The organism is Stenotrophomonas sp. YJH_SMC_123 (assembly GCF_059368215.1).
Window position 1 is genome coordinate 1 of sequence record NZ_JCAFRM010000012.1, and the last position, 14,152, is coordinate 14,152.

The window sequence follows — 14,152 nt, forward strand, 5'->3', positions numbered from 1 at the left end:
CTGGGCGGCACCGGTGATCATGTTCTTGACGTAGTCAGCGTGGCCCGGGCAGTCAACGTGGGCGTAGTGACGGATCGGGGATTCGTATTCGACGTGCGCGGTCGAGATCGTGATACCACGAGCCTTTTCTTCCGGCGCGGCATCGATCGAGGAGTAGTCCTTGAACTCGCCACCGAAGCGCTCGGCACCGATCTTGGTCAGTGCGGCGGTCAGCGTGGTCTTGCCGTGGTCGACGTGACCGATGGTGCCGACATTGACGTGCGGCTTGGTGCGCTCGAACTTACCCTTGGCCATGGCTGCTTATCTCGAATTCGTCTGAGAGGTGATGCTTAAGATGGTGCTCACGAAAGGAATCGAACCTTCGACCTCTTCCTTACCAAGGAAGTGCTCTACCGACTGAGCTACGTGAGCCGAGTTTTGCATTATGACATGAACTCGATAAGATTCAAAGTTCATTCAATGGAGCGGGAGACGGGAATCGAACCCGCACCATCAGCTTGGAAGGCTGAGGTTCTACCATTGAACTACTCCCGCGCCGGGAATGTCACAACGTGAAACTGGTGGAGGGAGGTGGATTCGAACCACCGAAGGCGTAAGCCAGCAGATTTACAGTCTGCCCCCGTTGGCCGCTTGGGTATCCCTCCTTACCACCCCATTCCGTTGCCGCCGAAGCGTTGCGGTGTGTGGTGGTGAGCCGCTTATTCTGCTGATGGGACGGGGGGCTGTCAACGCTTTTTTCCATCTTTTTCACACGTTGTCGCAAACCCATTGATACGCAAGGTTATTGACCGGGGACCGGCAGGGTCTCGCTGGCGAAAATTGCGACATGGGGGACTCCGTCGGCGCCGATCCAGCCCCGATACATGCCCTGGGTGTTGAACGGCGTGGCCATTCTGCCGTCCGCGGCAAGCACGATCGCACCACCGTCGCCGCCCATCTGCGGAATCGTCTCGTTGATCACGCCCTTGCCGGCCTGCTCCGGGCTCTGCCCCTGGTAGCGCATGCGCGCACAGATCTCGTGCGCGGCCGCGGTGCGGATGTAGTACTCGCCCCAGCCGGTGCCCGACACCGCACAGCGCGCATCGGCCCAGGTGCCGGCGCCGATGACCGGCGAGTCACCCACCCGGCCATAGCGCTTGTTGGTCATGCCGCCCGTGGAGGTGCCGGCGGCCAGCTGCCCCTGCGCATCCAGCGCGACCGCACCGACGGTACCGAAGTGCTTTGCGGTCTCCAGGTCGGCATGGGCCTGGCCATTGGCCTCTTCCTTAAGCGCGCGCTGCAGCTGCTGCCAACGCTTCTCCGTGCGGAAGTAGGAGGGATCAACCAGAGCAATGCCCTGCTCCACCGCGAAGGCTTCGGCACCCTGGCCTACCATCATCACGTGCCTGGACTTCTGCATCACGGTCTGCGCCAGCAGGATCGGGTTACGCACCCGCTGCACGCCGGCCACCGCACCTGCTGCCTGGGTGGCACCGTCCATCACCGCCGCATCCAGCTCGTTGTGGCCGTCATGGGTGAACACTGCGCCCTTGCCAGCGTTGAAGGTCGGATCGTCCTCCAGCACGGTGATTGCCGCAGTGACCGCTGCAAGCGCCGGACGACCGGCCGCCAGTTCGGCATGGCCTTTCAGCAGTGCGGCGCGCAACGCATCGCGCGCAGCCTTCTCTTCGGCCGGCGACAGGTCCTTGCGTTCGACGCCGGCGCCGCCATGGATGACCAGCAATGGCGACGCAGCCGGGGCGGCCTGGGCGATCAATGGAAAGGACAGCAGCACGGACAGCGCCAGGCGCAGTTTCATCAGGTACGTCTCCAGCAGGACAAGGGAATGGATTGCAGGGTAGCGCCGGCCGCTGGCCGCAAGGGGCGCATCAGCTCAGGGAAGTGAGTTGCCGGCCAGCGGCCGGCGCTACCGAAGCGTGAACTCGATCTGGCCGTCGCTGATGTCGGCCTCGGCCTGGAAATCGTCCAGGCGCATGCGGCTGCCACTGGCGACCACGGTCACCGGAACGGCATGGAAGCGCAATGGTTCGCCCTCGACCAGGCGATCGGCATCACGACCGGGGCTGACCACCCAGACCTTGCCCTCGCCATCAGCGCTGTAGACCTGGGCCTGGCCATCGGGCTCCACGCACAGGGCGGTGTCCTCATCAACGCCGATGCCGACGATGTCAGGGTCGCCGCTGTCCTGCGCGGCGCGTGCCACGAACACGATGAGGCGGCCAAGGCGGTCACGCTTGTCGAAATGGGTGTCGGTGACCACGCGCTGCAGGTAGGGCATCTGCAGGAAGCCACTGTCCATGGTGACTGCGCTGCCCATCGGATCGGCCAGCGCACCGGCCGAGCTGATGCTGCCGCCATCCATGGCGCCATAGGCATAGCCGCCGAGGATGGCCAGGCCAGCGCTGGTACCGGCAATCGGCTTGCCGGCGCGTACATGGGCGTTGAGCGCGCGGTTGAGTGCGGTGCCCTTCCAGAAGCGGATGTAGCGCGACTGGTCGCCGCCGGCAATGAAGATGGCATCGGCCGCAGCGACCACGCGCAGCACGGCTGGATCATCGGCACCGCGGCGGCTGTCGAAGACCAGCGTCTGTACCGCGGTGGTGCCGCCGATCTCGCGGTACAGGCGGTCCTGCAGTTCATCGCCACCGGAGGCACGCAGGATCAGTACACGGCCATTGCCGGCCTGCTTCAACCACCACTGGAAGGCATCCGGCACCCACTCGCCACCGCCCATCAGCATCATCGCGGATGCACGCGGCCCGGGACGTGGGGCCTCAAGGTCGCCGACCTCGTAATAGGAAAAGCCCGGGCCCTGCAGATCCTGCGCGGGCGCGGCCGACGGCCAGGCCAGCATGAGCAGCGCCAGCCAGGCAACAGGGGTACGCAGGGTCCGGTGAACGCGTCGCATCTTGATCTCCCTGAACAAAATCGACTTGCAAGCGTTTTCACTCTTTGCCAGATAGGGACCCAGTAGTCAAGGACATAAAAAAGGCGTTAAATGCGCGCGCCCATTCCGGAAATCTGAATGGGGGACAGGCCCCTCCTCTGCGGGCCGGCTTCATTTCCGAGAATTCCTCATGCGTAGAAAGGCGATGGCGTGGTCGATCCAGCTAGCGTTGATGGGTGTGGCTGCTTCCGCGGCCGCCCAGGCTCCGGCGTCCTCTCCGGTACAACAACTGGACGCGGTGCAGGTCACCGGTTCGCGCATTCCGCGCGCCCAAGTGGAAGGCCCCGCCCCGATCACGGTGATCAACGCCGAACAGATCCGCTCCAGTGGCTTCACCAGCGTGCCGGACGTGCTGCGTGCGATGACCCAGAACGGCGGTGAGACGCAGAGCCAGCAGTCTTCCAGCGGCGCCGACTTCTCGCCGGGTGCCCAGCAGGTGGACCTGCGCGGCCTGGGCCCGAACCACACGCTGGTGCTGGTCAATGGCCGCCGTATCGCCGACTTCCCGATGCCGTTCAAGGGCCGCAGCAACTTCACCGATGTCTCCAACATTCCGCTGGGGATGATCGAGCGCATTGAAGTACTGACCGGCAGCGCCTCGGCCATCTATGGATCGGACGCGATCGCCGGCGTGGTCAACTTCATCCTGAAGAAGAAGGCCGACGGCACCACGATCGACATGCGCATGGGCACCACCACTGAAGGCGGTGGCGAGTCGTTCGACATGAGCATCGCCAGCGGTTTCAGCCGTGGCAACTTCAACGCGGTATACAGCGTCGAACTGCAGTCGCAGACGCCGCTGTGGGCCTATGAGCGCGACATCCAGGACTCGACCCAGGACGGCCCCACCGAGGGTTCGCGCATCGCGCGCCGTGCGTACCTGCGCACCGACTACAACGATGACTATCTGGACCCCGGCGCCGCCACCTGCGAAGCGCTGTCCGGCCAGAACCAGGGCAGCACCTACCGCGCCTACCGCCCGAAGTACGGCTACTACTGTGGCAGCGACAGCTCGATCGGCTACGGCACCATCCTCAGCAAGCGCCGCGGTGCCAACGGCTACGCGTCGTTGAGCCATGGCTTCGACAATGGCCAGCAGTGGTTCGCCGACGTGCAGCTGGGCTACCACACGATGTCGCTGATGCGCGACGTCACCAAGTGGGGCCGCATGGACGCCAACGGCGATGAGTCGGGCTACTTCAACAACGAAGCCACCGGCGAGATCGAGTTCTGGCAGCGCCAGTTCTCGCCCGAGGAAATGGGCGGCCTGCGCAATGCCATGGTGCGCAGCACGCAGAAGACCTTCAGCGTGACCACCGGCTTCAAGGGCAACCTGGCCGGCAACTGGGACTACGAAGCGGCATTGAGCCATTCGCAGTACCAGTCGCGGATCAGCTGGGCGCAGATCATCGCCGCCAAGGCCAATGACCTGTTCCTCGGCCCGCAGCTGGGCGTGGATGACGACGGTTTCCCGATCTACAACGCCGACCCGTCACGCCTGTACCGGCCGCTGACCCGCGCCGAGTACGATTCGATCGCCGCGCGTACCACCTACACGCCGAAGTCGCGCACGGAGACGGCGGCATTCACTCTGACCAATTCCGCGCTGTTCGGCCTGCCCGGCGGTGACGCCGGTTTCGCCGCGACCGTGGAAGTGGGCCAGCAGGCGTACTCGCTCAATCCTGATCCGCTGGCGACCCAGTACTACTATTACAGCTGGAAGGATTCGGACGGCCAAGGTTCGCGCAACCGCTGGGCTACGGCGGCCGAGCTGCGCATGCCGCTGCACGAAACGGTCAACCTGAGCGTGGCCGGCCGCTACGACCAGTACCGCTATTCCGGCCACACCATCGGCAAGGCGACCTGGAGCGGTGGCCTGGAATGGCGCCCGATCGACACGCTGCTGGTGCGCGGTTCGTATGGCACCGCGTTCCGTGCGCCGGACCTGCACTATGTATTCGCCGGCCCGGGCAACGATGAGACCACCGCCGAAGACCTGTACAGCTGCCGCGCCGACGGCGCCACCGACTGCGCCGACTACGAGCGCAACCTGATCCGCAGCCGCACCGGCAACCGCCAGCTCGACCCGGAAACCAGCACCTCGTGGAGTGCCGGCTTCGTCTGGTCGCCGGCCGTCGGCCTGGACCTGTCGGTGGACTGGTTCGACATCGACATGCGCGACCAGGTGCAGGACATGGACGTGCGCACGATCCTGGCCAACGAAGCGAACTGCCGCCTGGGCAGCGCCGACATCACCTCGCCGACCTGCGTGGATGCACTCGCCCGCATCACCCGCAGCAACGACGGGCGCCTGTATGGCGTGCGCGTGGCGCCGATCAACGTCGCCCGCGAATCCACCTCCGGCATCGACGTCGGCCTGCGCTACCGCCTGCAGACGGGCATCGGCGACTTCATCTTCAACGGCACCCACACCTGGGTGAAGAAGCATGACTTCCAGCGCTACCCGGGCGACCGCACCGAAGACCAGTTCGCAGTGAACAGCGGCTTCGACATCCCACGCACCAAGACCAGCCTGAGCGTGACCTGGGAAAAGGATGCGTGGTCGGCAACGGTGTACGGTTCGCGCCTGGGCAAGCTGCCGACCTCGGACAGCTACGACCAGGTGTTCGACTGGGACAGCGGCGACAGCCCGTACGTGAAGGCGACCTATCGCTACAACGCCTCGCTGCAGTACCGCTTCGACGACCACTCGCGCCTGTCGCTGTCGGTGGTCAATGTGTTCAACAAGATGCCGCCGACGGACCGTACCTACACTGCATACCCGTACTACGACGTGTCCTGGTTCGACAGCGTGGGGCGCACGATCAACCTGCAGTACACCCACAAGTTCGGTGGCAGCGCGCTGTAAGCGCCCGGCCAGCGCCGATACAGGAGACCCCCGCTTCGGCGGGGGTTCTTTTTTTCCGCCGCCTGAACGGTACCCGCGCGCAGGCTCCGGCCCGACCGGCCAGCCGGGGATTTTAGGAAACAGCTGATTCCGCGCCGCGCGCGCCGCTCCCTAGCATCGTTGCATGTTCCGCTTCCCCCGCCCTTCGCTGCAGCAGGCCGTGCCATCGACCACCGCGTCGGTGCTGCTGCGCTGCCTGACCGTGTGCGTCTTCGTCTGCCTGGCCGCCGCGGCCGGCTTCTACCTGCTCACGGCATTCACCGAGGACATCTCGACCCATCGCCGCGAGATGAATGCAGCGGCCTACAGGGCCCAGATCTATTTCGACCAGCGCGAAGCCCTGCTGCGCTATCTGGGCGATTCGGTGGTGAGGGGCAACCCGGATGCACCTGCGGCGGACAGCGAAGGCATGCGCCAGGTGCCGCTGGATGGTGCTGGCGACCAACCGGGCCAGCGGCTGCTGTTGTCAGCGCGCGCCGAACACACGCTGCAGGCACTGCAGACGCATCTGCTGCTGGTCGATGCGCACGGCACGCACTGGCTGGCCGGCGGCGAGGTCGACGTGGACCTGGCGCACCTGCCATCGCTGCGTGCGCTGCAGGCACGCAGCGGCAGCCTGGAGGCGGCCGACCCGGTGCACTGGCTGCGCCCGGGTGACAGTGGCGTTGCATTGGCGCAGCCGGTACAGGCCGGCCCGCATCCGACGCAGTGGCTGGTGCTGCTGCTCGATGGCGCGGCGGCGGCGAGCATGATCGACGGCCAGGGCATCGGCGGCTATGCGCTGCTCGACCGTGCGGGGCAGCCGGCATTGTCCAGCCAGACCCCGCGTCTGGATGGTGCGGGCTGGAAGACCCTGCGGGAACGCCAGGACGACAGCTTCGGCACGCTGTGGAGTGGCGGGCTTCCGCGCGGTGTAGCGCTGGTGAAAAGTGTCGGCAACGACGGCTGGCGGTTGGTCTACCACCTGCCGTCGCAACTGCTGCTGGGTGACCTGGCGGTGCCGCTGCTGGTCTGCGCGCTGTTGCTGCTGCTGGCCGGCGTCGCGCTGCGCCTGCTGCGGCATCGCGTGGACCTCCAGCTGATCCAGCCGGCCCTGCAGCAACAGCGCAGGCTGCTGGAGAACCTGGATTTCAGTTCGACGGTGATCGACATGGCGCCGGTCGGCATCTGCGTCCTGCGCCGCAGCGACCGCGCGCTGCTGCTCTCCAACCAGCTGCTACGCGACTGGCTTGGCGAAGAAGGCGAACACAGCGACTGGCAGGCGCCATGGCGCGGCCATGCCGGCGAGCGCGGGCGTGGACTGGAATTCACCACCCGCGATGGTCGTCAGCTGCAGGTGCTGCACGCGGCCTGCCGCTACCAGGGCGACGACGTGCTGCTGTGCGTGTTCCATGACATTTCCCGGCACCGCCAGGCACAGGCCGCGCTGTCGTCGGCACGCCAGGCCGCCGATGCGGCCAACCAGGCCAAGAGCGCGTTCCTGGCCACCATGAGCCATGAAATCCGTACTCCGCTCTACGGCGTGCTGGGCACGCTGGAGCTGCTCGGGCACACCTCGCTGGACGCCCGGCAGTCGCAGTACCTGCGCACCATCGAGAGTTCCTCATCGGTCCTGCTGCAGTTGATCAGCGATGTGCTGGATGTTTCCAAGATCGAATCCGGGCAGCTCAGCCTGGAGCCGGCGCCGTTCTCGCCGCGCGAGCTGACCGAGAGCGTGCTGCGCAGCTTCGCCGCATCGGCCACCTGCAAGGGCCTGCAGATCCTGGTCTGCACCGACCCGCGCCTGCCCACGCGCGTGCTGGGTGATGCCGACCGCATCCGCCAGGTGCTGGGCAACCTGCTCAGCAACGCGATCAAGTTCACCGAGCATGGCCGGGTGGTACTGCGCGTGCGCCAGGTACAGCGCGAAGGTGAATCGAGCGTGCTGGCCTGGCAGGTCACCGATACCGGCGTGGGCATCGCCGCGGAGGAACAGGCGCGGTTGTTCGAACCGTTCCGCCAGGTCCGCGGCGCGGCCAGTGCACAGGGCACCGGGCTGGGCCTGTCCATCAGCGACCGCCTGGTGCGCCTGATGAGCGGCGAGCTGCAGGTGGTGAGCGAGCCCGGCCTGGGCAGCAGCTTCAGCGTGCGCCTGCCCTTGCCGGTGCTGGCCGCCGCCGAGGATGGCCCGACCCTGCTGCCGGAGCCGCCGATCCTGGTGCGCGGCCGTGATCGCGAACTGGTCGACAGTGCCTGCGGCTGGCTGCGTCGCTGGGGTGCCAACGCACAGCCCCTGCAGGGCGACCCTGCACTGCTGGACCATGACGGCGCGATCCTGATGGACGGCGAGGCCGGGATGCCGCTGGCCTGGGCAGGCCCTCGCGTGGTGGCATCGATCGACGGCGGCGACCAGCCCACCGTTGCCGCCGATGGCAGCCTGGTGGTGACCCTGCATGGGATGACCGCGATCGGCAATGCACTGGCCAACGTGCAGCAGCAACGTGCGGCGCTGCCGGAAACATCGCGCGCGGCAAGGCCGATGCCGCTGGGCCTGCACGTGCTGGCCGTCGAAGACAACCCGATCAACCGGGTGATCCTGGCCGAGCAGCTGCGCACCCTCGGCTGCGACGTGGAGCTGGCACAGGACGGCGTGGAAGCCCTGCAGCGATGCCGAGAGCAGTCTTTCGACCTGGTGGTGACCGACATCAACATGCCGCGCATGGACGGCCACGCGTTGGCCCGGCAGCTGCGCGAGGACGGCAACCCGGTGCCGGTGATCGGCGCCACCGCCAATGCCACTGCCGAGGAGCGCGAGCGCTGCCTGGCCAGTGGCATGCAGGGCTACCTGAGCAAACCCATCGACATCGCACGCCTGCGCAAGGCGCTCACCTCACTGCGCCAAGGAGACCCCGCATGACCCAGCGTGTCCTGATCCTGGAAGACCAGCCCTTCCAGCGTGGTTTCCTGGCCAATCTGTTCGGCAGCCACGCAGGCGTGCAGGTCGACGCCTGCGAAGACGTGGATGCGGCCATCGCGCTGTGTGCGTGCCAGCCCTACGACCTGGTGGTCAGCGACCTGCTGATGCCCGGGCAGGACGGCATCCAGTTCATCCAGGCGCTGGCGGCACAGCCGCGCCCGCCACGCCTTGCGGTGGTCAGCGCGGCCCCGCGGCGGATGATGACCTCGGCACGGCTGATGGCCGAATCGCTGGGGCTGGATGTGGTCGGCCTGCTGCCCAAGCCGGTGGCGGCCGCCGACGTGGACGCTCTGTTCGAGGCCTTGGCGCAGGCGCGTCCGGCCGCCGGCGAGGCCCCCACGCGCGCGGCGGCTGCGCCCGAACCGGATGCATCGCAGCTGCGCCAGGCCATGGCAGATGGCAGCCTGACGGCCTGGTTCCAACCGAAGAAGTCACTGCAGTCAGGACGCGTGGTGGCGGCCGAAGCACTGGTGCGCTGGCGACATCCGCAGCTGGGAACGCTGGCCGCTGGCAGCTTCCTGCCGGCAATCTGCCGCTACGGGCTGGAGGGCGATCTTCTGCGGATGATGCTCAAGGCCAGCATCAGCGCGCAGGCACGCTGGCGCAAGCAAGGGTTCCGGGTACCGGTATCGATCAACCTGCCCCCTCACCTGCTGGAGCAGTCGGACCTGCCCGACGAACTGCTGGCACTGACCCTGGCCAACGGCGGTACGCCCGGTGAATTGTGCTTCGAACTGATGGAAAACAGCACCACGCGGCACGTCAGCGACTTCTACGCCGGCGCCTGCCGCCTGCGCATGAAGGGCTTCGGCCTGGCCCAGGACGATTTCGGGCAGGGCCTGAGCTCGGTCCACAACCTGGTCAATACCCCTTTCACCGAGGTCAAGATCGACCGCGCGCTGGTCAGCGGATGCGCGCGCGACCCGGCCTTGCACCTGACCCTGTCGACGGTGATCGCGCTGGCCAACCAGCTGGGCCTGACCATCGTGGCAGAGGGCGTGGAAAGCGATGCCGACCTGGCTGCCCTGCGCCAGCTGGGGTGCAGCCAGGTGCAGGGCTTCCTGATCTCGCAGGCGCTGCCGTCGGACGAGTTCACCCGCCTGCTGGACGAAGAAGCGCCGCAGTTGGACGAGTCGCCGCGAGCCGCCCTGCGCTGACACGGATTCCACGTCCGCTTCACGAAATCATCAAGTGGCATTGACGATCCTGTCTGTGCAGCGGTGGCGGATGTCCCTCCTTTGCTGCCCATGGTGCCGCTGACCGCTCCCTGCCCTGAGACCTGCCATGCCGGCCGAGGCCGCTCCTGTACGCCGACTCGCTCGCCGCTCACTGCGCGTCCACGCCCTGCTGATCGGCGTTGTGGTGCTGGCCACGCTGCAGGCCGGACTGCTGCTGTCGGCCGGCTCGCAGCTGTTCAACGAAGAGCGCAGCAAGATCGAGTACCACTTCCGCCGCCTGGACGGCACGCTGCGCGAGCAGGAGCGCTTTCTGCGCCAGTGGCGGCTGCATGATGTCGGCACGCATGGGCAGCCGGTGGCCGATGCCAGCGTGGAGCTGCAACGCGGGCCCTTGTTCGCCAACTTTGCGGTGATCGGAAGCGAGGGGGCCAGTCTTTCGCCACCGACTGAACTGGGCGACCGTTTCCTGCGCTTCTACGGCACGTTCTGGTCGGCCTCGCGCTATCCACCGCCGCAATGCCTGCTGGTCGATGGCCAAGGCACGCGCGGGCTGCTGGCACCGGTACAGATCGCCGGTACCGACGCGAGCCAGAACAGCCCGCATCACCTGCGCCCGGCGATCGCCGACATCCACCGGGTGCTGGGTACGCGACCGGCGGTGCAACGTGGTGGCATCGTCTGGGTGGGCGTGCCATGGCGCGACCGGCAGACCTGGCTGCTGGCCATCGCCCACGCCCCGCAGGATGCGCGCCTGTGGGGTGAGGACGACAAGGACTCGCAGGCCGCACTGGCCTGCCTGCTCGATCCTGGCCGTGTCGATGACTATCGCCAGGTGCTGGGTGTCCCGGTGTTCCAGCGGCTGTCGCTGTTCGATGCCAACGGCCAGCGCCTGCTGGGCGATGCAGCCGATGCCAGCGAGGCCGGCACCTCCTGGCAGGCCGGCCTCGCTGGCCTGCAGTTCCGCATGCGCAGCGAGCGCGGCTGGCTGGCGGTCTACCACGTCGGCTGGCGGCAGGTGTTTCAGCACCCGCAGGGGCCATTGCTGGGCGCGACCGTGGTCGCCCTGCTGCTGGCACTGGGCGGCACGCTGGTGCTGCGCGCGTACCGGCGTTCGGTCATCGAGCCGCTGCGCAGCAACCACGCGCGCCTGCTGGAAAGCGAAGCCTTCAGTCGCACGATCCTGGACAACGCGCCGATCGGGCTGTGCCTGCTGCGTCGTACCGATGGCAATGTGCTGCTGGACAACGCCCTCGCCCGCCGCTGGCTGGGCGAGGACTATCATGCCGGCGGCTGGCATGGCCCGTGGCGGCGCAGCGTACTGGCTGCCGGCGGCACCACGCTGGGCGATGGCCTGGCCTACGCCACGCCCGAAGGCCGCCACCTGCTGGTAACGGCGACACCGGCGCGCTATCGCGGTGAGCCGGCGGTGCTGTGCCTGTTCATTGACCTGAGCAGCCAGCATGAAGCCGAACAGGTGCTGCAGCAGGCGCGCCGCGCCGCCGACCAGGCCAACCGCGCGAAGAGCCAGTTCCTGGCCACGATGAGCCATGAGATCCGCACGCCGCTGTACGGTGTGCTCGGCACGCTTGAACTGCTGGGGCTGACGCCACTGGATGCACGGCAACAGGACTACCTTGCAACGATCCAGCGTTCGTCCTCGACCCTGATGCAGCTGATCAGCGACATCCTGGATGTCAGCAAGGCCGAGGCCGGGCAACTGAGCCTGGAGCCAAGCCCATTCGATCCAGTGCGGCTGACCGAGGACGCGCTCGACTCGTATGCTGCCGCGGCCGCCAACAAGGGGCTGCAGTTCTACGCCTGCATCGATGCCGACGTACCGCCCGGGGTGTGCGGTGATGCCGCGCGGATCCGACAGGTGCTCAACAACCTGATCAGCAACGCACTGAAGTTCACCGACAGCGGGCGCGTGGTGGTCCGTGTTTCGGCACGCTGGCAGGAGCAACGCTGCTGGCTGCAATGGCAGGTGGCCGATACCGGTATCGGCATTGCCAGCGAACACCAGGCGCATCTGTTCGAGCCATTTTTCCAGGCCAACCCGGGCACCGATGCGATGCGCGGCACCGGCCTGGGGCTGGCCATCTGCGCGCATCTTGTGGCGTTGATGGAAGGCCAGCTGCGCGTGGTCAGCGAGAGCGGCCTGGGCAGCAGCTTCAGCGTTGAACTGCCGCTGCCCTCGGCTCCACCGGATCCACAGCAGGCCCCGCCGCCGCAACTACCCGCCGGCCTGCAGGTACAGGTGCGGGGCAGCGTGCGCGAACTGGTGCAATCGCTGTGCGAGCGCCTGCAGCAGCGCGGTGCACAGGCCAGCGTGTACCGGGAGGACAGCGCAGCAGGCCTGCCATCGTCCGCCGTGCTGCTCGAGCTGGTCCTGGACGACCCTCTGCCCGCATGGGCGGGTGGACCGCGCGTGATCGCCTGCCGCGAAGGCGGGGTGCGGCCACGGCAGGTCGATGGCGCCTGGCAGGTCGGCCTGCATCGATTCGACGCGATCGTGCTGGCCCTGGCCGCGGCCAGCGGCCAACCGCTGGCGGCCAGCGCCGAAGGGCGCCTGCCGGCGACGCGCCATTTCGGCCTGCAGGTGCTGGTCGCCGAGGACAACCCGATCAACCAGGCGATCCTGCGCGACCAGCTGGAACAGCTCGGCTGCCGCGCCGTGGTCGCCAGCGATGGCAATGAAGCGCTGGGCTACTGGCAACAAGGGGCGTTCGCGCTGGTGCTGACCGACCTGAACATGCCCGGGCTGGATGGCTACGGCCTGGCCCGTGCCTTGCGGGCACGGGGTGTCAGCGTGCCCATCCACGGCGCCACGGCCAATGCCGACCCGGCCGAACGCCAACGCTGCCAGGAATCGGGCATGCAGGGCGTGCTGGTCAAGCCGATCACGCTGGAAGCCCTGCAGCGCCTGCTGACCCGGATCACCGACGGTGATGCACCGGCCGTCGCGATGCAGGAGCGCCCTGCGTCCACTGCGTCGCACGACAAGGATCCCCCGCTGCAGGTTCCCGCGAAGATGCAGTCGCTGTTCGTACAGACCATGCAGGCCGACCTGGACAGCCTGCGCCAGGCGATCGCCGCTGCCGATCCCGCCAGGGTGGCGCAGGTTCTGCACCGCATCCGCGGCGCGCTGGTGATCGTCGGTGCACCTGCGCTGGTCGACAGCGGCCTGCAGATCGAACAGTGCCTTGCCGGCGGCGATGACCTGGCCACCCAGGCGGCCGCTCTTGCCGGGTTCCAGCGACGCCTCGAGCAGCTGCTGCATCCGTTGCGCGACGCTGCATCCCCCTCCCTTCCCGACGACCCGACCCTGCCATGACCACACGGATCCTCATCGCCGACGACCACCCGATCGTGCTTGCCGGCATCCGCGACGTACTGGCCGGGGAACTGGACCTGGACATCGTGGGCGAAGCGGCCGATCCGGCGACGCTGATCGAGCTGATGACCCGGACCCGGCCACAGGCGGTGATCACCGACTACAGCATGCCGGGAGGCGATCGCTTCGGGGACGGCATCAAGCTGATCTCGTTCCTGCGCCGCAGCTTCCCGGAGACGCGCCTGCTGGTGCTGACGATGGTGTCCAATCCGTCGTTGGTCGCGGCGATGTATGCCGCCGGCGCCGGTGGCGTGGTGCTCAAGAGCCATGGATTGGGCAGCCTGGTACAGGCCCTGCGCGTGGTGCTGGCCGATCGCGTCTACCGCCCCCCGGGACTGCTGCCGGTAGCCGCGAGCGAACCGGCCGATGCGGATGCGGTCCGTGCGCGGCTGTCGCCGCGCGAGCTGGAGGTGATCCGCCTGTTCACCAGTGGCATGAGCGTGGGCGACATCGCACGCCAGCTGCAGCGCAGCGCCAAGACGGTCAGCACGCAGAAGATCAGCGCGATGCGCAAGCTCGGTGTGGACAGCGACCAGGCGCTGATCGAGTACTGCCTGCAGGCCTCGCTGTTCGGCTGAGGCCACTCCCGGCTGAATCCCGCCGGCCCCGCGACGGGGCCTGCAACCGCTTTAGGAAACGCCTGATTCCATCGGACAGTGCCGATTTCTAGGCTGGAGACATCCCGCCAAGGTGCGCCTGCCGGCTGTTGCCGCATCGCCGTGGGGGACGGAAGTCCGATGGCGCCTGCAATTGCCGTGGCGTGGGACTT

At 67.2% G+C, this 14,152-nt stretch carries 8 protein-coding genes and 3 tRNA genes; 5 read left to right on the top strand and 6 right to left on the bottom strand.

Annotated features, from left to right (window positions below; genetic code table 11):
* The 6 genes from AC5P5W_RS19810 to AC5P5W_RS19835 all read right to left on the bottom strand — a co-directional run.
* Window positions 1-294, bottom strand: a 294-nt coding sequence (locus AC5P5W_RS19810; RefSeq protein WP_495221406.1) for a GTP-binding protein, incomplete at its 3' end; no start/stop codon positions are given.
* Window positions 295-335: 41 nt separating this feature from the next.
* Window positions 336-411, bottom strand: a tRNA-Thr gene (locus AC5P5W_RS19815).
* Window positions 412-460: 49 nt separating this feature from the next.
* Window positions 461-534: transfer RNA gene (locus AC5P5W_RS19820), tRNA-Gly, on the bottom strand.
* A 24-nt stretch (window positions 535-558) separates the two neighbouring features.
* Window positions 559-644, bottom strand: a tRNA-Tyr gene (locus AC5P5W_RS19825).
* 137 nt (window positions 645-781) lie between these two features.
* Window positions 782-1,798 (bottom strand): isoaspartyl peptidase/L-asparaginase family protein, encoded by a 1,017-nt coding sequence (locus tag AC5P5W_RS19830; RefSeq protein WP_169411762.1) that lies wholly within the window; start codon window positions 1,796-1,798, stop codon window positions 782-784.
* A gap of 108 nt (window positions 1,799-1,906) precedes the next feature.
* Complete coding sequence (locus tag AC5P5W_RS19835; protein WP_197574785.1) at window positions 1,907-2,908, bottom strand: Type 1 glutamine amidotransferase-like domain-containing protein; 1,002 nt, start codon at window positions 2,906-2,908, stop codon at window positions 1,907-1,909.
* A 169-nt stretch (window positions 2,909-3,077) separates the two neighbouring features.
* Between AC5P5W_RS19835 and AC5P5W_RS19840 the strand changes: the two genes are divergently transcribed.
* The 5 genes from AC5P5W_RS19840 (at window position 3,078) to AC5P5W_RS19860 (ending at window position 13,961) form a co-directional block, all read left to right on the top strand.
* Window positions 3,078-5,816: a TonB-dependent receptor plug domain-containing protein gene (locus AC5P5W_RS19840; protein WP_197574787.1), complete on the top strand. Its 2,739-nt coding sequence runs from the start codon at window positions 3,078-3,080 to the stop codon at window positions 5,814-5,816.
* Between the two features lie 163 nt (window positions 5,817-5,979).
* Complete coding sequence (locus AC5P5W_RS19845) at window positions 5,980-8,751, top strand: response regulator (RefSeq protein ID WP_197574789.1); 2,772 nt, start codon at window positions 5,980-5,982, stop codon at window positions 8,749-8,751.
* Window positions 8,748-9,968 (top strand): EAL domain-containing response regulator, encoded by a 1,221-nt coding sequence (locus AC5P5W_RS19850; protein WP_032956914.1) that lies wholly within the window; start codon window positions 8,748-8,750, stop codon window positions 9,966-9,968. Before AC5P5W_RS19845 ends, AC5P5W_RS19850 begins: the two co-directional genes overlap by 4 nt.
* Before the next feature lie 127 nt (window positions 9,969-10,095).
* Window positions 10,096-13,323 (top strand): hybrid sensor histidine kinase/response regulator, encoded by a 3,228-nt coding sequence (locus AC5P5W_RS19855; RefSeq protein WP_032956923.1) that lies wholly within the window; start codon window positions 10,096-10,098, stop codon window positions 13,321-13,323.
* On the top strand, window positions 13,320-13,961 hold the full coding sequence (locus tag AC5P5W_RS19860) for a response regulator (protein WP_014036089.1): 642 nt from the start codon (window positions 13,320-13,322) through the stop codon (window positions 13,959-13,961). Before AC5P5W_RS19855 ends, AC5P5W_RS19860 begins: the two co-directional genes overlap by 4 nt.
* Window positions 13,962-14,152 lie beyond the last annotated feature (191 nt).